The following is a 24,089-nucleotide window of genomic DNA, read 5'->3' as shown; positions in this document are numbered from 1 at the left end:
ACATTACTTCCTTTCTAACATGTCGACAAAGGCTTCTATTCTTGTGTTAAATCCAGATTCTCCAGTATGTTCATCAACTTTTAATACTAAGAAAGGAAAATCTTTCACTTTTTGTTTTATAAGAGCTATAACAACAGAATCAATACCACAAGCAAACGAAGATATGTATACTATACCGTTAATTTTTTTATTTTCTGCTAAGTATGTAGATGCCCCATAAGCATTTTTTGCAAATGTCCAGAAAGGTCTTTTAAATAATTCAGTTGTTTTGTCAGCAATAGAGGCTTCGTCTATAAATTCTTCCGTTATAATACCAACACCTAATTTATTTAATTTTTTCACTAAGTTCATATTCACAAATTTATCATAAATATTGTAAGGATGGCCAATTAGAGCTATATTTAATTTATATCCATCGCTTTTAATTCCTATTTCATATTCATCTTGTGCTATTAAAGCTTTATCATAAGCATCCCGAATTCTTTTTTTGTTTGTTGTTATTAGGCTTCCAGTTGAAACTATCCATTTATATAATTTTTCTTTTGACGTTGCATAAATAGGAACCATAGTAACTTTTGGCATATTGGGAATGCTATTTATGATCATTTCAGGTAAGCCACAAAATTTTGGACAGATAAATTCATGTTCACTTAATTGCATAATTCTAGGGATAACCATTAAATCACATTTATCTTTTATTGCATTTACATGACCGTGAAAAATTTTAATAGGCAAACATGCTTCATTTACACAATTCTTTACACCTTCATCTAATATTGTTTTGTTTGTATCTGGTGATCTAACAATATCTGCACCAAGTTCAGAAAAGAACTTCTCAAGGAAAGCAGAATATTTGTAATTTAATAATCCATTGGGAATTCCAACCTTCATATACATTTCACTCCTATAAAATTCATGCTCATTATTATATTTTTTTCAAAATTACTAGAATTATTCATAAAAATTGGATTAATTTATATTTTACTTTAAAGTTTTACATTAAATTATTAAAATACCATTTTATCTAATATTAAAAACAAGAAAGTACTTTTAGATATATCTATATAAATTGTTGTAGATGGTATTTTTTTATAGTATACTTACTTGGAAATTTATATATTTAAGGGATCTATAATAACTTTTGAGTTCTTGACCTCTTAAGTTCATATTTTAAGATCTATGTACAAGGAAGGAAATGACATAAATATGAAAAATAAATCACATATAATTCCATACTTTACTGCTATAATAACTAATTTTATTTTTGGATTAAGCTTCTTATTTTCGAAGCAAGCATTAAGTGTAGCTACGCCAATAGAATTACTTTCGTTTAGATTCTTAGCAGCTTTGCTAATAATGACAATTTTGATATTTTTAAAAGTAATAAAGGTAAATTATAAAAATAAGCCTATGAAGTGGCTTATTATTTTGGCTGTTATAGAGCCTATAGTTTACTTTATATTTGAAACCTATGGAATTAAGAAAACATCTTCGTCTTTAGGCGGACTTATGATTGCTCTTATACCAATAGTTGTGACAGTTTTAGCTGTGTATCTATTAAAAGAAAAACCATCTCCTAAGCAAATCGTAAGTATAATACTTTCGGTATCTGGAGTAATACTGATAATTCTTATGGAAAATTCTAATGATTCAGGAGGGAGTACTCTATTAGGAATTATCCTTCTAGGAGGAGCTGTATTTTCAGCTGCATTATTTAATATAATAGCAAGAAAAATATCACAACAATTTACAGCGATTGAAGTAACATACTTTATGATGCTTATTGGAGCTATATTTTTTAATATTGTTTCAATTACTAATCACGTGATAAATGCAAATTTATCAGAATATTTTATACCATTAAGAAGTATAAACTTTATAGTATCTATATTATATCTTGGAATATTATCTTCAGTTGTAGCATATTTTCTGGCTAATTATACGCTTTCTAAAATGGAAGCTTCTAGATCAGCTGTATTTGCCAATATATCAACTATAGTATCTATCGCAGCTGGTGTGCTCGTATTACATGAAAACTTCCAATTATACCATGTAATAGGATCAGTGATGATTCTAGTGGGTGTATGGGGAACAAATTATTATCAAAAAAAGCTTAATTCAGAAGAGTTTACACCAACTGTTGGTTCTTTTGAACAATAAGCTATATGAATGTATTAGTCTTCTTTCTAATGGATTAAAGTTAAAACTTTCAAATTCTTCTTTAATTATGTAAAATATTCTGGTAATATTTACTATAGAGGGGGATGAGAAAGTTGGATAATTTTAAGGTGAAATTAGTTACTTTCGTACTTGGTTTTGCAATAGTGTCAAGTTTGGCTCCAGCAATACGTGTACAAGCATCAACATCAACACAAAGCACTTTAAGCAACCAGGCAATGACCGCTATAGCTAACCTTGATAAAAAGAAAAAGACAATAGTGGTTGATCCAGGTCATAACTACGGTGGTGATCTAGGAGCTGCATCTACAATTAAAGGCATAACGTATAAAGAAGTAGATTTAAATATGCAGGTTGCATCTAAGTTAAAAACGGAATTAGAGAAAAGAGGATATAATGTTGTAATGACTAGATATCCTAAGGAAGTACAAACGATAGGGACAAATCAGAGTCTTAAAGATAGAATTACAATTGCCAATACAGCAAATGCAAGTTTATTTGTAAGTATACACCATAATGCTGTAAAGGATGCTCCAGACGCAAAAGGGGTAGAAGTTTATTATAGTTCGGCACAGCAAAGTCAAAATTTTAAAGGTGGGGTATCTCCTAACAAGTTAACGATAAGTAAGAACGTAGCAACAGTTATTGATAACAATATTGTTAAGAAGTTTAATTTTAATGATAGAGGTGCAAAGGATAGCAGACTATTCATAAAAAGCACAAATATGCCATCAGTAATTGTGGAAGCAGGATTTATAACTAACGAGGAAGAGGCGAAAAGGTGTTCGGATCCAGTGAGTCAGCAAAAATTAGCAGAAAACATTGCTGAATCTATAAAAACTGTTATATAAATATAATAATGAAAATGAAGAACATGTTTTGGTATTAAGTTGATAAATACTTATATGAAACATGTTCTTTTTAATGTGAATACACTAATATATAGTTTTTAGATATATTGTTGTAATTTTATTTTGAATTATAAATGAAGATATTCTATAATTAAGCTTCATTCGCAGAATATAAAAGATCATTTAGCATTTTTTCGGTGAATGTTCCATTACTTAAGGTAGTAAATCTTCCTATAGGAATATTTTTAAAGTAATTTATAAGCTTTTCTTGCGCATTTGTATCAGAAGTTATGGATTGAGCAGCGCTGCTTAATAAAGGCTCTACAATTTCCTTAGTTTTTGGATTAATGAGAAAATCTTGTGCGAGTGTATCTCTAGTATAATTAGTCTTAGGTAGATATGGTGACTGAACATAAATGTTTTTAGATAAAGGAAGATCTCTAGAAGATTTACCAATTAAAATTTCATAAGGACCGCTTTCAATTACCCAGCTATTTGTGTTTATATCATAGTGAGAAAAATCTTTTGTATCAATCAAAAAACTCACCTCTTTTTCTTCATCTGGAAAAAGAGATACTTTTGTAAAGGCTTTTAATTCTTTTTCAGGTCTTAAAATGTTACTATCAGTATTCTTTATATATAACTGTACAATTTCTTTACCAAAATATTTTCCAGTATTTTTTACTTTAAGTTTAATTTCTAATGTATCATTATCAGTTAATATATCTTTATCAAGAGTTAAGCTGCTATATTTAAAAGTAGTATAGGACAATCCGAATCCAAAAGGAAATTCAACATTCATATTTTTTTTATCATAATATCTATAGCCTACAAAAACCCCTTCTTTATACTGTAAATTATTTTCTGAATCTATATAATCTAAATATGTTGGAGTGTCTGACAATTGTATAGGGAAAGTAGTTGGTAATTTACCGGATGGATTAGCGATGCCAAATAGGATTTCTGCAAGAGCACCTCCACTTGCTTGTCCTGGAAGCCAGGTTTCTAAAATAGAATCAGCATATTTGGCCCAAGATGATATAGTAACTGGAGATCCATTGCTAAGTACTACAATTAAATTTTTCTGGACTTTACCTATTTCCTTAATTAATTTCACTTGATCAGTGGGGAGATCTAGGTTTACATTGTCAGCATATTCTTTATCATAGTATTGTGGAGTTCCTACAAATAATATAACTATATCCGCGGTACGTGCAGTTTTTCTTGCATCTGCAAGAAGTGTGTTATCATCATCTTCTGAATTTTTAGAAGTATTATAACCTTTTTCATAATATATTTTGACGGAACTTCCGACGAGTTTTACTATTTCATCATAGGCATTTTCAAACATTATAGGTATGACGTTAGAATTACCATCACCTTGACATCTTGTTTCTTTTGCATATTCTCCAATTATGGCTAATTTCCTATTTTTTAACCTATCTTTTTTTAAAGGTAAAAGATTACGTTTATTTTTCAAAAGGACAATGCTATCTTCAGCAACTTCTCTTGCTAAATCATTATGTTTTTCTTTGTCATAAATATTGCATTCACATTCTTTTACAGGTTTAATAACTTTAGATATAGTATTTAATATATCTTCAATAGCATTATCAAGGATTGATGAATCTAAAGTACCACTAAGTACAGCTTCTATAATTTGTTTTGTATTATTAGGTGAGTTTGGAAATTCTAAGTCTAATCCAGCCTGTAATGAATTTATTATTGAATTTACTGCATATAAGTCTGATAAAACTAATCCGTCAAAATTCCATCTATTTCTTAAAATATCGATTAACAAATAGTCATTTTCGGTACAAGGTATTCCATTTATTTTATTGTAAGCAACCATTACAGCGAAGGGATTAGAATTTTTTATTACCCGTTCAAAGTTTGATAAATAAATTTCATTTAAAGTTTGTTCATCAATTATGTTATTAATATTTTGTCTATGTGATTCCTGGTTATTTCCAATGTAATATTTAACACATGCGCCAATACCCTCACTTTGGATTCCATTTATAAAAGCTGCACCCATTTCACCACTTAGAACTGGATCTTCTGAAAAATATTGAAAATTTCTTCCGCTTAATGGAGAACGTTGAATATTTACAGCAGGACCAAAGAGAATATTAACATTTTCAGCTAAGCATTCTTCACCAATAGCTTTTCCGACAGAATAAGCAAGATTAACATCCCAAGTTGCGGCCAAGGCAGTAGGCGTAGGAAAACATGTAGCTGGAACAGGGTCATAAGAATCACAGTTTATTTTTGATAATCCATAGGGACCATTCGCAAAAGTTATTGAAGGAATTCCTAATCTTTCAATTTCTTTAGTTTCCCAAAGGTTTTTTCCAGAACAGAGAGAGGCTTTCTCTTCTAAGGTCATTTCATTGATTAATTTCTTTATATCCACTCAGATACCACCTTATCTTTCTTAATAGTATTAATTTATACATTTGAAATTAAATTGCAACATATTTTAAGGAAAATTTAGCTCTCATTATTATATATTTAAAGTAAATAATATATATTACCTTTAACTTTTTTGGTTATTAATGTATGATATAGTTGTGAATGTAATTGTTTTTTAAGGAGGTAAGAATGGGAAAGAAGGCAGTTTTTTTTGATATAGATGGGACACTATATAATCATGAAGTTGGTGTGCCAAAGAGTACAATAAAAGGTATTAGGCAGCTAAGGGAGAATGGTCATCTTGCTTTTATATCAACTGGAAGGGCAAGAGCAATGATTTCACAAGATCTAATTGATATTGGGTTTGATGGAATACTCGCATCTTGTGGTTGTTATGTAGAATATGATGGAAACGTAGTTTATAACATAGATTTGGAAAAGCAAATAGCGGATAATGCAATAAGTGCTTTAAAAAATAATAAAGTATTTTGCATTCTAGAAGGACAAGATTATTTATATATGGATGAGGAGGAATTTATCGATGATAAAAGATCTTCAATAATGATGTTTAAAAATAAATATAGGGAAAAAATAAAGCCAATAACAGGAAATGAACATAGTTTCAATAAAATTACATGCAGAACATATGAGAATAGTAATTTTAAAGAAGCATATTCAATAATAGAAAAGGATTTTGACTGCATATGTCATAGTTCAGAATTTATTGAATTAGTACCAAAAGGATTTTCTAAGGTAAAGGGAATAGAGGCGATTATAGAGCGTTTAGAAATTGATATTGAAAATACATATGCATTTGGTGATAGTTTAAATGATATAGATATGCTAACATATGTTAAATATGGAGTTGCAATGGGAAACAGTAGTCCTGAGATTCTTGATGTTGTAAAATATAAAACAGATAATATTGAAAATGATGGTATTTATAAAGGATTAAAACAGTTTAAATTAATATAGCAATATAATTAATAACTGAGTATGATATTGAAATTATGTCACTAGTAATTTTAGCAGTACTAATATAAATTATATATTTTTCACTGTATATAAATTTATTTAGAATTAAAATATAAGTAAAATTAGTTGAGAGTTATCAGCCAAATATAAACAACTATCCAATTAGAGGGCAATTGGATAGTTGTTTTATTATTTATACTGGCTTATTTTACACTTTATGTTTGATTTGATAAAAAATAATATTATGTTAAAAAAATGTTGTAAATATGAAACATTGGTATAGTAAGAATATACAAATATGCTTAATTTTTAGAACAAACAGACAGAATAATACAAGCATTGACTTTTAAAGATAAATCATTTAAATTATAATCAGATAGTTGTTTACATAATACAACCAATTTATGCAAGTATTTCACCTATAAACGTTTGCAAATAAAATATGCTTGCAATTATTTTTAATATAATTTATAAAAGGCTATTATTTAAATAGATTGGAAGGATTATGTAGTAATATAGATTGAAATATTATTATCTTAATGAAGTTATGATGAAACTGGAGGGGATTATTTATGAAAAGAATACTTGTAGTTGATGATGCTGCATTTATGAGGTTATCTTTAAAAACAATGCTTGAAAAAAATGGTTATGAAGTTGTTGGGGAAGCAGAAAATGGTCGTAAAGCTGTTGAAATGTATAAAATGCTAAACCCTGAACTTGTGACAATGGATATTACGATGCCTGATATGGATGGCATTGAGGCATTAACTGAAATAATGAAATTTGATTCAAAGGCTAAGGTAATTATGTTAAGTGCTATGGGGCAAGAAACCAAAATTAGGGAAGCTGTAATTCAAGGGGCTAAAGGTTTCGTAGTAAAACCATTTAAAGAAGATTATCTTGTTAAAGCATTAAGCAAGTTTTAAGAGTGTTTACTAAGGAGGACAAGCATGGATACTAGAGAACCGATGCTAGAAATGTTTATATTCGAAACATTTGATATGATAGAACAACTTCAGCAACTCATTATTGATAGTGAAAAGAATAAGAGACTAGAAACAGAAGCTATAAATGAAATATTTAGAATAATGCACACAATTAAAGGTTCTTCTGGGATGATGATGTTTGATAACATTTCTAATCTTTCTCACACTATAGAAGATTTATTCTATTTTATTAGAGAATCAAAGCCAGGGAAAATAGATTATTCAAAACTTACAGATTTAGTTTTAGAAGGAAGCGATTTAATAAAAATAGAAACAGAAAAAATAAATAATAATAAAGACACAGATGGAGATTTTACTTTATTTATAGAGAAAGTTAAGGGGTTTTTAAAACTCCTTAAAACATACGATGAAAATTCAGAAGATTCGGGAAATGGCGGGTCAGATGAATTAGTAAGTGAGGAAGATGTAGAACAAAAATATTACTTAAGCACTGATAGGGTAAATTCGAACCTTAATTTATTTAGTGCTACTTTGTTTTTTGATGAAGAATGTGATATGGAGAATATAAGATGCTTTACTGTTGTGCATCAGCTTAAAGAGATTTCTGAAGTTTCATATTATTATCCTGAAGATATTATTGAAAATAATGATACGTGTGAAATTATAAAGAAGCAGGGATTTAAAATATTTTTCAAGACAAATCAAAGTATTGAGGATATTAGAACACTTTTGATGGAAAATGCTTTTTTGAATAATGTTGATATAAACAAATTTTATAGTGAAATTGAATTCAGTGAGCAATTTAGTAAGAAGAACGAAAAACCACAAGAAGATATTATAAAGTCAATTAATAATATAGTTAATGATACAAATGACAATGAGAAAGTAGCTTCTAAAAGCTTATCGTATAAACAAAGTTTAATTAGCGTAGATGTAAATAAATTAGATAAGTTAATGGATTTAGTAGGAGAATTAGTTATTTCAGAAGCGATGGTAACTAAAAATCCAGAAATATCTGAATTGCAATTGGATAGTTTTAATAAGGCAGCGAGGCAGCATAGAAAAAGGCTTTCTGATCTTCAAGATGTTGTTATGTCAATAAGAATGGTATCACTTGCCCCGACATTAACTAAAATGAATAGAATAGTTAGAGATATGTGTAAGAAATTGAATAAGGAAGTAGAACTTGAAATAATAGGACAAGAGACAGAAGTAGATAAAAATATAATTGAGCATATAGGTGATCCATTAATGCATATAGTAAGAAATTCAATGGACCATGGAATAGAAACCAAAGAAGAGAGGTTAGTAAATGGGAAACCTTCAATTGGAAAAATAACTATTGAGGCTAAAAACACTGGTGGAGAAGTTTGGATTATTATAAAAGATAATGGTAAAGGCCTTAATAAAGATAAGATATTAAAAAAGGCAAAAGATAATGGACTACTAAAAGTAAAGGAAAACGATTTGACAGATAGAGAGATATATTCAATGATTTTTCTACCTGGTTTCTCAACCAAGGAAAATGTTACAGAATTTTCAGGACGTGGGGTTGGAATGGATGTGGTTACAAAGGAGATTGAAAAAATCAGGGGGATTGTGACAGTCGATAGTATACCTGGTGAAGAAACAACAACTTCTATAAAAATTCCATTAACTCTTGCGATTATTGATGGCATGACAATAAAGGTAGGAAAATCAGTTTTTACTATTCCTGTTACTTCAATAAGGCAATCATTCATTATAAAAAAGGAAGATATTATAAGAGATATAGATAATAATGAAATGATATTAATAAGAGGAGAATGTTATTCTATATTAAAGCTTCATGAGTTCTATAATATAAAAACTAATGTAGTAAATATAGAAGATGGTATTGTAATTATGGTTGAAGATCAAGGTAAAGCAAAATGTATTTTCGCAGATGAACTTATTGGAGAGCAACAAGTTGTTATTAAGGCACTTCCAGAATATATAAAAAAGGTGAAAGCAATAAGTGGTTGTTCATTATTGGGAGATGCAACTATAAGCTTAATATTAGATATATCTGAAATTGTTAACTTATAAAATTGCGTTATGGGAGGATTAGAATGTCAGAGTTAGTGGATGTAATGATTGAAAATGAAGAAGATACTCAAAAGGATAAATACCTAATATTTTCGATCGGTCAAGAGTGCTATGGAATTGATATTAAATATGTAATAGAAATAATAGGAGTTGAGCCAATAACAGAGGTGCCGGAATTACCTAAGTATATTAAAGGTGTAATAAATCTAAGAGGAAAAATAATACCAGTGATGGATGTCAGGATTAAACTGAAAAAAGAGGAAAAAGAATATGACGATAGGACATGCATTATTGTAGTTGAAATTGAAAATATAGATATCGGTTTAATAATAGATAAAGTTATAGAGGTTGCCAATATTGATGAAAGTAATATTTCTCCTCCTCCAAAAGTAAATTTAGAGAAACACAATTCAAATAGTTATATAAAGGGTATTGGAAAGATTCAGAATGAAGTAAGGCTTCTTATAGATTGTAATAGGCTTTTAGAAGATGATGAAATAGAAGAATTAGGAAATGGAGAAAGTTAACAATTATAAGAGCATATTAAGTAAGTTTTAATGAAATTACGTTCAGATAAAATTTGAAGAAGATGAGAGGTAAAGAATATGAAGTGGTTTTTGAATTTAAAGATAAGGAGTAAAATTTTAACGGCGTTTTTAGGAATTGTTATATTAATGGGAATTGTAGGATCGGTGGGGATTTTTAATTTACAAAAAATCAGTAAATTAGATAGTGATCTATATGAAGACAACACAAAAGCTATTAGTTTTGCCAGTACTATACAAGTAAATTTACAAAAAAATAAGGTATTGTGCAGAACTTTGTTAATTGAAACTGATACATATAAAAATAATGAAAGTAAGAACATAATATCTAAAAATGATGAAGAAATAGATAAAGCTATGGAAGAGCTTAAGCTCACCCTTAAAGATCAAGAATTAGTTAATGAATATAATAATTTAAAAGTAAATATGGATAAATACAGACCACTTAGAGATAAATTTATTGATTTTGCGTTGCAAAATAAGGATACAGAGGCTGTAGGTATCATGAATGGTGATGCGGGCATATTCTCTAGTAATATTGATAATTCAGCTACCAAACTTATTGAGCTAAAAGAAGCAGAAGGTAAAGTGAAGGCTGACATTAATTCAAAAGCTGCGAGTAGTGCAATTATTATAATGCTTGTAGTAATTTCTATGGGAATAGTTATTGCCTTAGTATTTGGAATTATAATATCGGGATTAATTAGTAGACCAATAAATAAAGTATTAACTATTCTTGGTGAAATGAGTAAAGGACATCTTGGTGAAAGGGTAGACATATCAACTAACGATGAAATAGGACAAATGGCTAAAGTTATGGACTCGTTTTCTACGACATTACAGAATGATGTTATAGGGGCTATGAATAAAATAGCTAAAGGTAACATGGATATTAATATAGTTGCGAAAGATGAAAAAGATGAAATAGCTCCTGCATTAAATAAGGTGGTAGAAAATGTAAGGATGCTTGTGACAGATGTAAATATGTTATCAAATTCGGCAATAGAAGGAAAGTTTGAAACAAGAGCTGATGCAGGAAAACATGAAGGAGATTTCAGAAAAGTAATAGATGGAGTAAATGGAACTTTAGATACTGTAGTAGATAAGGCTGTTTGGTATGAGGCTATTATAGATGCTATACCTTTCCCAATTCACGTTACAGACAATGATATGAATTGGACGTATATGAACAAGTCATTTGAAAATTTAATGATTAATCAAGGTGTCATTAGAGATCGAAAATCTGGTTACGGTTTGGCGTGTAGTCATGCGGGGGCTAATATATGTAATACTGAAAAATGTGGTATAAAACAGCTACATAAGGGAAAATCAGAAAGTTTCTTTGAATGGTGTGGCATGAGCAATAAGCAAGATACGTCTTACTTAAAGAATAAAAATGGTGAGAATGTAGGATATGTGGAAGTTGTAACGGATTTAACACCTATCATTAGGGTAAGCGATTATACAAAGGGTGAAGTTAAGAGACTTGAGGGAAATCTAAAGCTTTTGGCATGTGGAAATACTAATTTTGACTTAAAAATTAAAGAAGCAGATCAATTTACTGATGAAGTTAGCCGACAATTTGAAGGAATATCTAATAGTTTAAAAGATGTTAAGAGTGCAATAGATAATCTTATATTTGATGCCAAAATGCTGTCAAATGCTGCGATAGAAGGAAAATTAGATATAAGAGCAGATGAAACAAAGCACAGTGGAGACTTTAAACAGGTTGTAGAGGGCGTAAATCAATTGATTGGAGCTATGGTAGAACCAATTAAGGAAGTTACAAGTGTTATGAGTGAAATATCTAAAGGGAACCTTGATGTTCCAGTAAGTGAAAATTATAAAGGGGAATTCGGAATTCTAGCTAAAGCTGTCAATGAGACTGAAAATGGATTAAAACGTGTTGTTGGAGAGATTTCTGATATAATAGGACAAATTTCACAAGGTAATCTCAATATTGAAAATGCAAAAGAGTTTCATGGTAATTTTAATAGCATATCAATTTCTCTAAATACAATAATAGATTCATTAAATTCAGTTCTTAGTGAAATAAATAATGTGTCAGAACAAGTTTATACAGGTGCGAGCCAGGTTTCAGACGGTAGTCAGTTATTATCACAGGGAGCTACAGAGCAAGCAAGTGCGATAGAACAATTGACATCGTCAATAACCGAAATTGCAGCACAAACTAAGGAAAATGCTTTTAATGCGAATCAGGCTAAGGAGTTAGCTCTTGAAGTAAAAGTAAATGCAGAACAAGGAAGTAGGCATATGAATGAAATGCTTAAATCTATGAGTGAAATAAATGAATCTTCAGCGAATATTTCAAAAATTATAAAGGTAATAGATGAAATAGCATTTCAGACCAATATACTTGCGCTAAATGCAGCAGTTGAGGCCGCAAGGGCAGGACAACATGGAAAAGGCTTTGCAGTAGTTGCTGAAGAAGTTAGAAATCTAGCAGCTAGGAGTGCAAATGCAGCGAAAGAAACAACAGCTCTTATTGAAGGTTCTATAAAGAAATCGGAAAATGGAACTGAAATTGCTAATAATACAGCAAAAGCTTTATACGAAATAGTTGATGGGGTATCTAAAGCAGCGACTCTTGTATCAGAAATAGCAGCGTCTTCAGATGAACAGGCTACTGGAATATCACAAGTAAATTTAGGAATAGAGCAAGTATCACAAGTTGTTCAAACAAACTCAGCAACAGCTGAAGAAAGTGCGGCAGCTAGTGAGGAACTTTCAAGTCAATCAGAACTGCTTAAAGATTTAGTTTCTAGTTTTAAACTTAAAAATGATAATTCGAGAGGGAGAGTAAGCAAAAATAGTAAGAACTATATATTGAGACAATCGTATGATATTGGAGACAACTCGCTAGATAAAGAAGTGGCAGTTACTTCAAATAAAAAAAGAATAAAACTAAGTGATAGTGAATTTGGTAAATACTAATCTACAAAGATAAAGGTAGGAAGAGAAAATTAAGAGAAATTTTTATTTTGCTTCCTACCTTAATTATATAGAATGAGATAAGATAAGCGGTTTATTCCTCTAAAATAAGGATAGTATTAACAGGAGTTAATATATCTAAAGGGAAAGGTTGGGGAATATTGTGGGGAATGAAAGAGAAAATATGTATAAGTTTGACCGAGCACTGACAAAAGAAGAACTTTTCAAACTTAAAGAAGCAGCAGAGGCGGCCAATAGAGCTAAAAGTGAGTTTCTAGCAAATATGAGTCATGAAATAAGAACTCCATTGAATGGAATAATAGGTATGACAGATTTGACGCTTTCAACTAATCTTACAGAAGAGCAAAAAGAAAATCTGAGTATTGTAAAAAGTTGTGCTCATTCGTTATTATCATTAATAAATAATATTTTAGATTTGTCAAAAATTGAAGCAGAGAAAGTCTTGATTGAGAATGTGAATTTTAATATACAAGTTCTTATTAAAAATGTAATATATACTAACTTGCCAAAGGCTAATGAAAAGTATATACAACTTCACTATACGATTGATGAGAATATTCCGCAAGTTTTAGTTGGAGATGTATATAGACTTGAGCAAGTATTAAATAATTTAGTTTCTAATGCTGTAAAATTCACAGAATCTGGATTTGTAATTATAAAAGTAAGAAAGATAAACAAAAGTAAAAATCAATATGAAATTCAGTTTGTGGTCGAAGATGTAGGGATTGGAATTAGCAGAGATGAGATGCAACACCTTTTTAAGAGTTTTAGTCAGGTTGATGGATCTATAACAAGAAAATATGGAGGAACGGGACTTGGACTTTCTATATCCAAAAAACTTGTAGAATTAATGGGCGGGAATATAGAAGTAGAGAGTGAAAAAGGAGTTGGAAGTAAATTTTACTTTGCTATTAAATTAGAAAAGGCAATGAATGATATTGGAGAATTAGATCATCAAAAAATAAATGATGAAAATTCTAAGAGTGAAAAAATTCTCGTAGTAGAAGATGATAAGATCAATCAGATAGTGATTAAAAAAGTGTTGAAAGAGCTGGGATATATTAATATAAAGATTGCATCAAATGGAGTTGAAGCTTTGAAATTTATTGAAAATTACAGATTTGATTTAATTCTAATGGATGTACAATTGCCTGAATTAGATGGAAGTGAAACTGTTAGGATAATTAGAAAAAATGAAATAAAAACAGGAGGGCATATTCCTATTGTAGCGATGACGGCCTATGCTTTGAAGGGAGATCGAGAAAGATTTTTATCACAAGGCATGGATGACTATATTTCAAAACCAATAGATATAAATAAACTTAAAAAAATTTTAGAAAGGACTCTAAAGAACATCGACTTAGAGGCAAAAAGCACCATTCAACTATTCTTAAGAAATACTACATATAATAATAATTTTATTATAGTTGATAAAGAGATTAAGGAGACGTTGTTAAAATGGTTATATAGCATGGAGAGATATTTTATTAAAGAAAAAACGCTAGAAGATTACATTAAGATTGAAAATATAGCTCATGAAATAAAAGAATATTGTGAAGAAAATAGTTTGAATAATATTAAGATTTTAGCATTTAAAATTGAACTTGCGGCAAGAAAGAAAGATGAGTTGGGAATTAAAAATAACTACGAGAAAATTACAAATAGTTTATAAGTTTTATACTATATATTTTATAAGGGGGCTTAACAGTGAAAATTTTAATAGTAGAAGATGATCTTTCAAGTAGAAAGCTTTTGTTTAAATTTATGTCCAAGTATGGTGAGTGTGATATCACACTTGATGGAATGGAAGGATTAGATGCCTATTTAATTGCATTAGATGAAGGAGAAGCTTATGATTTGGTGTGCTTAGATATAATGATGCCAAAGGTAGATGGAGTAAAGGTTCTAAAGACTATTCGAGAAATAGAGAAGCAAAAAAATATTGAGAATAATAAAAAAGTAAAAATAATAATGACAACAGCTCTAAATGATGCGGACTTAGTCAAAAGTATTTTTAACAATGGTTGTGAAGTATATGCGACAAAGCCTATTGATATAAAAAAAATGGATCTTGTAATGGAAAAATTGAACTTTAAAAAGATAGAATAAGGCTTTTAAGTGTATTAAGTATATTATTCAATAGGCAGTATAAAATATATCATAAACAAATAATTAATAATATATATATGCTCAATGATAAATCTACATAATAAAACTTTTATCACACTAAGTGATAGTAATTACAGAATGTAGAGATTTAATTGCAAAATAGATATTAGAGAATGATTGTATTTTTGAAGAAAAATTCTTTATTTTTTTGGGATAAAGATATATAATATTATTAATTAATAATTATTATTTGTAAGTAAAAATTATTAAAAGATTTCAGGAGGATATGATATGAAGGTTATTGTAATTGGATGCACACATGCAGGAACAGCTGCTATTGTTAATTTAAAGGAATTATACCCAGATAGTGATGTCGTAGTTTATGAAAGAAACGATAATATATCATTTCTTTCTTGTGGAATTGCGTTAAGTATAGGAGGAATAGTTACTGAAACAGAAAAATTATTTTATAATTCACCAGATAATTTGAGCTCTTTAGGAGTTAAAACAAAGATGAAACATGATGTTTTAGATATCGACTTTGATAATAAAATTGTTAAAGTTAAGAATTTAGAAAATGATGAGATATTTGAAGATAGTTATGAGAAGTTAGTTTTAACATTAGGATCTTGGCCAATAATACCTAAGTTTGAAGGTGGAAATTTACAAAATATTTTATTATGTAAAAACTATAATCATGCAAAAGAAATTGAAGCTAGACGCAGTGATGCAAAGAATGTAGTTGTAATTGGTGGCGGATACATCGGTGTGGAACTTGCAGAAGCTTTCAAAATTCAGAATAAAAATGTTACATTAATAGACGCTGAAGAGAGAATAATGTCTAAGTACTTGGACAAAGAATTTACTGATATTGCAGAAAAGGAATTTAGAGATCATGGAATAAACCTAGTTTTAGGGGAAAAAGTTAAATTGTTCAAGGGAGAGAATGATAAAGTTTCACATGTAGTGACTGATAATAATGAATATGAGGCAGATTTAGTTATATTATGCATTGGATTTGCACCAAGCACTGCTCTTGTAAAAGGTAAATTGGAGACGCTTCAAAATGGTGCAATTATGATTGATGAATATATGCAAACAAGTAGAAAAGATGTATTTGCAGCAGGAGATTGCTGTGTTGTTAAGTTTAATCCGGCTGATGATACACGATATATACCTTTAGCAACAAATGCAGTTAGAATGGGAACTTTAATTGCTCATAATATAGTTGAACCTAAATTAAAGTATATGGGAACACAAGGTACATCAGGAATTAAGATATATGAAAAATGTATTGCATCTACAGGATTAACTGAAGAAGTTGCAAAAAATACAACATCATTTAATGTAGGAGCAGTTTCTGTTACAGATAATTATAGACCAGAGTTTATGCCTACTTACGAAGAAGCATTATTAAAATTAGTTTATGATAAAGACAGTAGAAGAATACTTGGAGGTCAAATAATTTCGAATTTAGATTTAACACAATTTATGAACACATTATCAGTAGTAATTCAAAATAAAATGACTATAGAAGAACTTGCAATGACAGATTTCTTCTTCCAACCACATTTTAATAAACCTTGGAGTTTACTAAATATAGCTGCTTTGCAGGCATTAAAAAATATATAATAAAAATTCTTATAATAGGTGTTAAGTAAAAAAATCATTGGCCATAATTTTGTGGCAATGATTTTTTTACTTTAATTAGATGCTAATTATCTAAAAGTCTTATATTTTTTCCTATTATTTCAATACCTTTTTTTATATCTTCATCACTTACTCGACCAAATCCAATTCTAAAAGTATCATAACCTTTTAAGCTTTTCTTTCTATGTGTAATAGGCTTGTTATCATCTGTTTTAGTGTGAAATTCTACATTGTCATTGGAATTTTCATAAAAAATATCACCAGGCATAAATAATACATTATCTTTATAGCAGAGTTCCAGAAGAGTTCTTGCATTTATGTTGTTCTTTAGCTTTATGAATACATGAAGGCCACCCTCACCAGTTATATATTCATATGGAATATATTTTTCAACCATATCTAGTACAAGATTGTATTTATCTCTATAATATTTTCTTACATTTTTAACATATCTGCTGAAGGCACCACTTTTTAGGTAATAGAAAAATGCGCTTTGATCTAAAAAAGAAGAATGAATATTTCTTCCACGTTTTACACTTTCTAAAGTTTCTATAAGATTATCATCTGCGAATATCCATCCTATTCTAAGACCGGGGAACAGTATTTTAGAAAGACTTCCTATATATATGACTCCATTACCAGTTCCGCATAGTGATGCTATTGGATCAATTGGGGAGCTTGAGTAGAGTAATTCTTCATTAAAGCCATCTTCTATTATAGGAACAGAATATTTTCTAAAAAGTTTATATATTTCCTTTCTTCTTTCAGTTTTAGTTACGATTCCAGTTGGATTATTGTAAGACGGGATCAAATATCCGAACTTTGGATTATATTTGCTTAAAGCATTTTCAAGAGATACTAAATCTAAGCCTTCTTTATCCATTTTTACTTGAATTATCTTTAGTCCATAGGCTTTCATAATTTTTAAAGCTGTATTATGTGTTGGTTCTTCACATAAAATAATATCACCATTATTTGTTAGCGAACTAATTACTATATCAAAGGCTTCGGTAAATCCATTAGTTACTAAAATATCTTTGTTATTAGTATCAACTCTTTTATCTCTCATATAATCTAAAAAATAATCTATTAGCGGCTTATATCCTTTAGCATAACCGTAATTCAATAGATTGGCTTCTTCGTAAGTCCAAGCATCTAACAGAGATCTTTTAAAATCATCAAGATTAAAGAGATGACTTTCAGGGGAAATGGATTTGAATGATATCATTCCCTTCTTATACGGCAATTCACTTTTTATGATATCAAACTTCTTTAAGGTAGTTCCATAATTGTTAATTCTTTTAGAAAAATCTACATTATATTCATAACTTTCATTTTCACTTTCTATGGAGATAAAAGTGCCTATCCCTCTTTTTGTTGTTATTACTCCTATGCTTTCTAATTCTTCATAGGCTGAAATTACAGAATTTCTACTTATATTTAAAAATTTACTTACTTCCCTTGTAGATGGAAGTTTGCTATCTTTTTTTAATTCACCGTTTTTAATGCCTTGTTTTATATGTCTTTCAATTTGAATATAAATAGGTTCATCTTTATTTATATTAAGATTAGAAAATATCAATGCTGAATCACCTCACTACTTTAGATAAGTAACAATAAATCTAATAAGAAAACATCTAATGTTTAAATTATATTGTTAATACCAATATCTAATCAATTTTATAAATGTAATTAAACTGTATAGAATTAATTTATTTCAATTATTTTAGATTTACCATACTATTTCTTTTGTGTCAATAAAATGATGCGATAGTTATTGAAAATAAAGATATGGAGATATTAAATAATAATATATATTAACTAGTAATATATTTACTCACTAAAGCAAATAAGTGTATAATTATATTATAGAATAACGTGAAATATGATAAATGGAATGAAATACTGTTATAGAAAAGGAGGTAATGTGTTTATGAAAGGGACCGTTGTATCAACATGGATGAAGACAAATAGAAAGTTGTTTGGAGACTCAATTGTTAATGAAGCAATGGATTATATAGGTTGGGGAAAAACAAAAATATTTTCACCTATTGAAAATGTAGACGATGGAGAAGTTAAGAAAATAATATCATACATAGCTAAATCTCAAAATATAGAGGTAGGAGCTCTTTGGAGAAAAATTGGACAAGATAATATAAAAGCTTTTAGTCATGATTATCCGGCATTTTTCAAACATGACAATGTATATTCATTTTTAAAGTCCATGTTTGATGTACATGTAGTGATGACAAAAAAGTTTGCAGGAGCGAAGCCACCTTTGGTATCTATAGAACCAATATCTAGTAGGGAAGCTATCTTTAGCTATAATTCTTCTAGAGGAATGTTTGACTATTTTTTAGGTATGCTTGAAGGGACTTGCGAACACTTTAACGAGAAAGTAGATATAAAAGAAATATCAAGAACAAGCAGTGAGCTTAAATTAAAACTTACTTTTGAAAGAGATATATATTACAATAAAAAATACTTTTTTAATAGAGTTTTTTCTTTGGGTATTATAAAAAGTTTTGGGGCAAAGACAGGAGTATTTTCATTTATAATATCAGCTATAGTTTTTTTGATAATGTTAGGAATAAATGATATTACAAAGGTTTTAATAGGGAGCCTAGTATCTGCTTTAGCTACATTTGTAGGTGTTTCTTTAATGATGTCACCTATAGGAAAAATAAAAGAAGAAATAGAACGAATAATTAAAAATGAATACAATATTGATGGAAAAATCACCACTAATGATTTCTTTGAAGAAATTTATGATTTACTTAAGGAACATAAAAAAGTAATTCAGGCAGATTTCGTTGGATTTAAAGGTGTTACAGATGAAATGAATACTTTTGTAAATACAATAAACAAGATTTCTGATTCGATGAATCATACTTCAACAGAAATAAGTGGCGTTGTTGAACAGGTTGCAAATGGAGCTGTTACACAAGCTCAGAATACAGATAAAGCCGTACAAGCACTTAATGGAAACATCGAAGCCTTAAGGAATATAGTTGAAAACGAGAATGAAAATAAATCAGAACTTGAAGATGCCATGCTTAAGATTAATAATAGCTATGAAAATGTTGAAAATGCAAGTAAAAATATTTTGAAATCTTTACAGAGTTTTAATGAAGTTAAAGAGAAGGGCACACAGCTTGAAGGAAGGGCTAAAGATATAAATAATATTGTATCTATAGTATCAGGAATAGCAGAACAAACTAATTTATTAGCGTTGAATGCATCCATAGAAGCTGCTAGGGCAGGAGAGCAAGGGAAGGGGTTTGCTGTTGTTGCAGAATCAATAAGAAAACTTGCTGAACAGTCCAAAGAGGCAGTACTTGATATTAACTCTAATTTAGCTCAATTTGTTAAAGAAATAGGTTTCTTAGTGGATCACATAGATGTTCAATATGATGTGTTAGAAAGAGAAACCAATAACTTAGACGTTGTACGAAATATTAGCTATGAAGCTAATCAATCAGTGCAGAGTGTAGCAACTTCTATGATTGAGACTATAAGCAAGTTAAATATTGAAGCTGATTCTATATCTGATGTATATGGTAGTATAGAGTCGTTAGCAGCCATTGCGGAAGAAAATTCAGCATCATCGGAAGAAGTAAGTGCTAGTGTAATAAATTATACAAATGAGATAAAAAAACTTATAGATAATATATCTGATTTTAAAGGTATTACAAAAACCTTTAAAAATGATCTAGAGAAATATAAAATTTAACTTCATGATATATAAAAATACCTACTAAAAGAAAATGATTTACTTTTAGTAGGTATTTTTATTAAATATTAATTGAACAACTTGGTTGTAAATTAAGAGCAGCCCCAAATTTTTGAGAAGCTGTTATAAAGCATATTAGAGCAATAAGCTCTGAAATTTCTTTTTCAGAAAATTCATTATTTAAAGGGATGAAATCCTCATCACTAACTGCAGAATTTTTTGAAAATGAGTTTGCAAATTTGGTAGCTGCTAAAATTTTTGAATCGTTTATGTTATTTAATGGCTTACCTTTAGCCATACAATATTCACAGCCATTATTAAATGCCAAAGTGCGTCTTACCTGTTCTTTTAATTCAGAAGTGAATGTATTGGTAGAGAAAAGAAGATTCTCTAAATCGGACCACTTTAACATAATATCTTTATTGTGTCCTAATAGTTTTTGAAATGGTGTATTTCCTTCTTTTGAAAAATTGATTCTTGCCATAATAAATCTCCTTTTATATAATATTAACAATTAATATTATATAGGAGTTATAGTTTTATTTGCATTCCAAATGACATATAATACTAATGATAAAATTATATTTGAAATAAAAAACATACTAGGAGTGTTACAGATGAAATTTGATGAAATAGATATAGCAATATTATCAGAGTTGCAAAAAAATAGTAGGTTGTCAATAAGGGAATTATCTAAACGCATAAATTTATCACCTCCTTCCGTTACAGAGAGAGTGAACAAGCTTGAAGATAGTGGTATTATAGAAGGCTATACAATTAGAATAAATAAGAAAAAGCTGGGATTATCAATTGATTGTATAATGAAGATTACAATGAAGAACGGAGAATATAACAAATTTAAAAATTTTATTAAAAATCATAAACGAAGTGAATGGGGATATAGGATAGCAGGGGATGGGTGTTTCTTAGTAAAATTATCTGTAAAGAATTTAGAAGAGATAGAAGAGTTTATAAATGATATATCAGAATATTCACTGACAACAACAATTATTGCATTTTCAGAAGTAGAAATAGATAATAACATAAATAAGTTTATGGAAGATATATAAATAAATAGTTATTAATAAATATGCATGAACTTACATATGAAGTTTTAATAATAGCTAGGAGATACAGTATGTATATAGCAAATAATAATATTATTCAAAAAGGGTTTAGTGGATTTTCTTTGAAGATAATCGCATTAGTATTAATGACAATGGATCATATGCATGAATTCTTAGCATCGACTGGAATTCCAATTTGGTTTAATTGGCTTGGGAGATTATCGGCTCCACTTTTTTTCTTTACAATGGCAGAAGGCTTTTTTTATACAGGGAATAGAAAAACTTATGTTAAAAGATTATATTTATTTTCAATAGTAATGTCTTTAGGAAAATTTATTTCATGGAAGATATCAGTTGATGATCCATCATATTTTCCAGTGAGTAATAATATATTCGAGACATTCTTTTTGATAGCATTAAATATATTACTAATTGAATATTTAAGAGATGAAAACAAAGATTTGTATAGGAAAATTTATATTATTTTTTTAGCGATAATGTTTGAAGTTGTATTACCAATAAGTACTTATTCAATATTTTCAAAAAACATAGCTGGAATTATTATATCCTTTTTACCCTGTCCATTGCTTTGTGAAGGAAGTGTTTCATTTGTTGCTCTCGGAATAATATTTTTTTATTTAAGAAATGACAGAAAAAAAATGATGATTGTTTATGCAATTTTTTCAGTATCGTTTTTTCCATTCGCTAGTTTTTCATTTAAGAATATATTTTATGGTTACAATCAGTGGATTATGATTTTCGCTATACCGCTAATGATGCTTTATAATGGAAAAAAGGGACGTGGATTAAAATATTTATTTTATTTTTATTATCCCGCCCATATATTCATATTATTTTTCTTGGGAGGAATTACACATATAAACTGAAGTTAAATAATGGCTTATGAAAATGCAAAATGGAGATCGTGTTCAAAAGAATAGGATCTTCATTTTGTTTTTTTTATATTTGTATAGTACATAAGCTAATATTTTTAAAAAGATATTTATTGATACTATGTGAAAAAGTTATTCAGGGCAATTAAAATACTCGTTAAAAAAAACACAAAGTATTCTTAATTTACTAAATATAAATTAAAGTTACTTAATATTTTAAATTTTCAGACAAAATGATATTATCTAGTTACACCAAACAACAGCAAAATATTAAATATCAAATGTAAATGTTTAAATATAGAGGGGATGTTTTAAATGAATTATTTTGAAGAAAGTTTAAAATTACATGAAGAAAAACAAGGAAAGATTTCAATCACATCTAAGGTTAAGGTTGAAACAAGAGATGATTTAAGTCTTGCATACACACCAGGAGTTGCAGAACCATGTAGAAAAATTCATGAAGACCAAGAAAACGTCTACAAATATACATCAAAAGGAAATCTGGTAGCAGTAGTAACAGATGGAAGTGCAGTGTTAGGACTAGGAGATATAGGGCCAATGGCAGGAATGCCTGTAATGGAAGGAAAGTCAATTTTATTTAAAGAATTTGCAGATGTTGATGCTTTCCCTGTATTAGTAGATTCTAACGATGTTGATGAGATAGTTAATACAGTTAGATTGATAGCGCCAACATTTGGTGGAATAAACTTAGAAGATATTGGAGCGCCAAGATGTTTTGAAGTTGAAGAAAAACTCAAAAAATTAATCGACATTCCAGTATTCCATGATGACCAACATGGAACTGCAATAGTTGTTCTTGCTGGTGTTATAAATGCACTTAAAGTAGTAGATAAGAAGCTTGAAGATATAAAAGTAGTAGTAAATGGAGCGGGGGCTGCAGGAACTGCAATAGCTAAGCTTTTATTATCATCAGGAGTAAAAAACTTAATTGCTTGCGATAAAGTAGGTATCTTATATAGAGGCATGGAAAAAATTGATGATGCTAAAGATGCTTTAGCGGAAATAACAAATCCAGATAATATAAAAGGCAACCTTGCAGATGCTTTAGTTGGTGCCGATGTATTTGTTGGAGTATCTGCTCCAGGAATATTGAAGCCTGAAATGGTTAGAGCAATGAATAAAGATGCAATAATCTTTGCAATGGCAAATCCAACACCGGAAATTATGCCAGATGAAGCAAAAGCAGCTGGAGCAAGAGTTATAGGAACAGGACGGTCAGATTTTCCAAATCAAGTGAACAATGTTCTAGCTTTCCCAGGTATTTTTAGAGGTGCCTTAGATGTTAGAGCAAAAGAAATAAATGAGGAAATGAAACTTGCTGCAGCATATGCCATAGCTGGATACATTAAAGATGAAGATTTAAATGAAAATAATGTAATTCCAAGTGCTTTAGATAAAAATGTTGCTACAAAGGTAGCAGAAGCAATTGCAAATGCGGCAAGAAAAAGTGGGGTCGCAAGAAAATAAGATAATTCAATTTGTACATGTTGCTAAAAGGTAAGAAATCAGAATTAATGCATTTGTGACATGTACAAATTATAAGTAAAACATAATTATAAATAATTGTATCCCACAAGATTATAAATTAGAGTTGTTTATATAAAAATTTATTATGAAAAATATGTAAATGTTTAAAAATAAAAAAACAAGATTTTAGGAGGTATA

Annotated in this window: 18 protein-coding genes; 14 read left to right on the top strand and 4 right to left on the bottom strand. The window is 29.2% G+C overall.

Going from position 1 to position 24,089, the window contains the following annotated elements:
* Nucleotides 1–3: 3 nt before the first annotated feature.
* Nucleotides 4–891 carry an acyl-CoA dehydratase activase-related protein gene (locus tag KEC93_RS20265; protein ID WP_172462690.1) on the bottom strand — a complete coding sequence of 296 codons (888 nt, stop codon included), beginning with the start codon at nt 889–891 and terminating at the stop codon, nt 4–6.
* A gap of 315 nt (nt 892–1,206) precedes the next feature.
* On the opposite strand from KEC93_RS20265, the gene KEC93_RS20260 reads away from it, so the two are divergent.
* Together KEC93_RS20260 and KEC93_RS20255 are read left to right on the top strand one after the other, a co-directional pair.
* Nucleotides 1,207–2,160 (top strand): DMT family transporter, encoded by a 954-nt coding sequence (locus KEC93_RS20260; RefSeq protein WP_077308877.1) that lies wholly within the window; start codon nt 1,207–1,209, stop codon nt 2,158–2,160.
* A gap of 104 nt (nt 2,161–2,264) precedes the next feature.
* Nucleotides 2,265–3,029, top strand: coding sequence for an N-acetylmuramoyl-L-alanine amidase family protein (locus KEC93_RS20255; protein ID WP_077308875.1), 765 nt, complete (start codon nt 2,265–2,267; stop codon nt 3,027–3,029).
* 151 nt (nt 3,030–3,180) lie between these two features.
* Here the strand turns inward: KEC93_RS20255 and KEC93_RS20250 are convergent, their stop codons facing one another.
* Nucleotides 3,181–5,445: a glycoside hydrolase family 3 C-terminal domain-containing protein gene (locus KEC93_RS20250; protein WP_077868419.1), complete on the bottom strand. Its 2,265-nt coding sequence runs from the start codon at nt 5,443–5,445 to the stop codon at nt 3,181–3,183.
* Between the two features lie 188 nt (nt 5,446–5,633).
* On the opposite strand from KEC93_RS20250, the gene KEC93_RS20245 reads away from it, so the two are divergent.
* The 8 genes from KEC93_RS20245 to KEC93_RS20210 all read left to right on the top strand — a co-directional run bounded on the left by KEC93_RS20245 (nt 5,634) and on the right by KEC93_RS20210 (nt 16,692).
* The gene (locus KEC93_RS20245) at nt 5,634–6,419 is read left to right on the top strand and encodes a Cof-type HAD-IIB family hydrolase (protein ID WP_012060178.1); all 786 of its coding nucleotides are present in this window, start codon (nt 5,634–5,636) and stop codon (nt 6,417–6,419) included.
* Between the two features lie 572 nt (nt 6,420–6,991).
* Complete coding sequence (locus KEC93_RS20240) at nt 6,992–7,345, top strand: response regulator (protein WP_012060177.1); 354 nt, start codon at nt 6,992–6,994, stop codon at nt 7,343–7,345.
* Between the two features lie 24 nt (nt 7,346–7,369).
* On the top strand, nt 7,370–9,433 hold the full coding sequence (locus tag KEC93_RS20235; protein ID WP_077868420.1) for a chemotaxis protein CheA: 2,064 nt from the start codon (nt 7,370–7,372) through the stop codon (nt 9,431–9,433).
* A 23-nt stretch (nt 9,434–9,456) separates the two neighbouring features.
* On the top strand, nt 9,457–9,960 hold the full coding sequence (locus tag KEC93_RS20230; protein ID WP_077308871.1) for a chemotaxis protein CheW: 504 nt from the start codon (nt 9,457–9,459) through the stop codon (nt 9,958–9,960).
* 78 nt (nt 9,961–10,038) lie between these two features.
* The gene (locus KEC93_RS20225) at nt 10,039–12,933 is read left to right on the top strand and encodes a methyl-accepting chemotaxis protein (RefSeq protein WP_077868421.1); all 2,895 of its coding nucleotides are present in this window, start codon (nt 10,039–10,041) and stop codon (nt 12,931–12,933) included.
* A gap of 160 nt (nt 12,934–13,093) precedes the next feature.
* A complete protein-coding gene (locus KEC93_RS20220) occupies nt 13,094–14,623 on the top strand; it encodes an ATP-binding protein (RefSeq protein ID WP_238892689.1) in 1,530 nt (509 codons plus the stop codon).
* Nucleotides 14,624–14,658: 35 nt separating this feature from the next.
* Nucleotides 14,659–15,060, top strand: a complete 402-nt coding sequence (locus tag KEC93_RS20215) for a response regulator transcription factor (RefSeq protein ID WP_077308867.1) — start codon at nt 14,659–14,661, stop codon at nt 15,058–15,060.
* Nucleotides 15,061–15,351: 291 nt separating this feature from the next.
* Nucleotides 15,352–16,692, top strand: coding sequence for an FAD-dependent oxidoreductase (locus tag KEC93_RS20210; protein ID WP_077868422.1), 1,341 nt, complete (start codon nt 15,352–15,354; stop codon nt 16,690–16,692).
* Between the two features lie 82 nt (nt 16,693–16,774).
* Here KEC93_RS20210 and KEC93_RS20205 read toward each other — a convergent pair whose 3' ends face one another.
* A complete protein-coding gene (locus tag KEC93_RS20205) occupies nt 16,775–18,292 on the bottom strand; it encodes an aminotransferase-like domain-containing protein (RefSeq protein WP_077868423.1) in 1,518 nt (505 codons plus the stop codon).
* Between the two features lie 351 nt (nt 18,293–18,643).
* Between KEC93_RS20205 and KEC93_RS20200 the strand changes: the two genes are divergently transcribed.
* On the top strand, nt 18,644–20,443 hold the full coding sequence (locus KEC93_RS20200) for a heme NO-binding domain-containing protein (protein WP_077868424.1): 1,800 nt from the start codon (nt 18,644–18,646) through the stop codon (nt 20,441–20,443).
* A gap of 61 nt (nt 20,444–20,504) precedes the next feature.
* On the opposite strand, the gene KEC93_RS20195 is transcribed toward KEC93_RS20200, so the two are convergent.
* On the bottom strand, nt 20,505–20,927 hold the full coding sequence (locus tag KEC93_RS20195; RefSeq protein ID WP_077838768.1) for a carboxymuconolactone decarboxylase family protein: 423 nt from the start codon (nt 20,925–20,927) through the stop codon (nt 20,505–20,507).
* Between the two features lie 133 nt (nt 20,928–21,060).
* Between KEC93_RS20195 and KEC93_RS20190 the strand changes: the two genes are divergently transcribed.
* From KEC93_RS20190 to KEC93_RS20180, 3 genes are all read left to right on the top strand, one after another.
* Nucleotides 21,061–21,513 (top strand): Lrp/AsnC family transcriptional regulator, encoded by a 453-nt coding sequence (locus tag KEC93_RS20190; protein WP_077868425.1) that lies wholly within the window; start codon nt 21,061–21,063, stop codon nt 21,511–21,513.
* A gap of 68 nt (nt 21,514–21,581) precedes the next feature.
* Entirely contained in the window at nt 21,582–22,397 is an 816-nt protein-coding gene (locus KEC93_RS20185; RefSeq protein WP_077868426.1) for a TraX family protein, read from the top strand.
* Between the two features lie 321 nt (nt 22,398–22,718).
* Nucleotides 22,719–23,891 (top strand): NAD(P)-dependent malic enzyme, encoded by a 1,173-nt coding sequence (locus KEC93_RS20180; protein ID WP_077868427.1) that lies wholly within the window; start codon nt 22,719–22,721, stop codon nt 23,889–23,891.
* Nucleotides 23,892–24,089: the final 198 nt, after the last annotated feature.

Source organism: Clostridium beijerinckii (assembly GCF_018223745.1).
Taxonomy (GTDB): Bacteria; Bacillota; Clostridia; order Clostridiales; family Clostridiaceae; genus Clostridium; species Clostridium beijerinckii.
The sequence above is the reverse complement of the archived record's forward strand: the minus strand, read 5'-3'. Positions and strand labels throughout refer to the sequence as shown.

Coding starts and splice junctions, on each gene's coding strand:
- KEC93_RS20245 (WP_012060178.1), top strand. CDS start 5,634: ATGGGAAAGAAGGCAGTTTTTTTTGATATAGATGGGACACTATATAAT.
- KEC93_RS20195 (WP_077838768.1), bottom strand. CDS start 20,927: ATGGCAAGAATCAATTTTTCAAAAGAAGGAAATACACCATTTCAAAAA.
- KEC93_RS20185 (WP_077868426.1), top strand. CDS start 21,582: ATGTATATAGCAAATAATAATATTATTCAAAAAGGGTTTAGTGGATTT.
- KEC93_RS20265 (WP_172462690.1), bottom strand. CDS start 891: ATGAAGGTTGGAATTCCCAATGGATTATTAAATTACAAATATTCTGCT.
- KEC93_RS20230 (WP_077308871.1), top strand. CDS start 9,457: ATGTCAGAGTTAGTGGATGTAATGATTGAAAATGAAGAAGATACTCAA.
- KEC93_RS20255 (WP_077308875.1), top strand. CDS start 2,265: ATGAGAAAGTTGGATAATTTTAAGGTGAAATTAGTTACTTTCGTACTT.
- KEC93_RS20225 (WP_077868421.1), top strand. CDS start 10,039: ATGAAGTGGTTTTTGAATTTAAAGATAAGGAGTAAAATTTTAACGGCG.
- KEC93_RS20180 (WP_077868427.1), top strand. CDS start 22,719: ATGAATTATTTTGAAGAAAGTTTAAAATTACATGAAGAAAAACAAGGA.
- KEC93_RS20200 (WP_077868424.1), top strand. CDS start 18,644: ATGAAAGGGACCGTTGTATCAACATGGATGAAGACAAATAGAAAGTTG.
- KEC93_RS20260 (WP_077308877.1), top strand. CDS start 1,207: ATGAAAAATAAATCACATATAATTCCATACTTTACTGCTATAATAACT.
- KEC93_RS20210 (WP_077868422.1), top strand. CDS start 15,352: ATGAAGGTTATTGTAATTGGATGCACACATGCAGGAACAGCTGCTATT.
- KEC93_RS20240 (WP_012060177.1), top strand. CDS start 6,992: ATGAAAAGAATACTTGTAGTTGATGATGCTGCATTTATGAGGTTATCT.
- KEC93_RS20235 (WP_077868420.1), top strand. CDS start 7,370: ATGGATACTAGAGAACCGATGCTAGAAATGTTTATATTCGAAACATTT.
- KEC93_RS20190 (WP_077868425.1), top strand. CDS start 21,061: ATGAAATTTGATGAAATAGATATAGCAATATTATCAGAGTTGCAAAAA.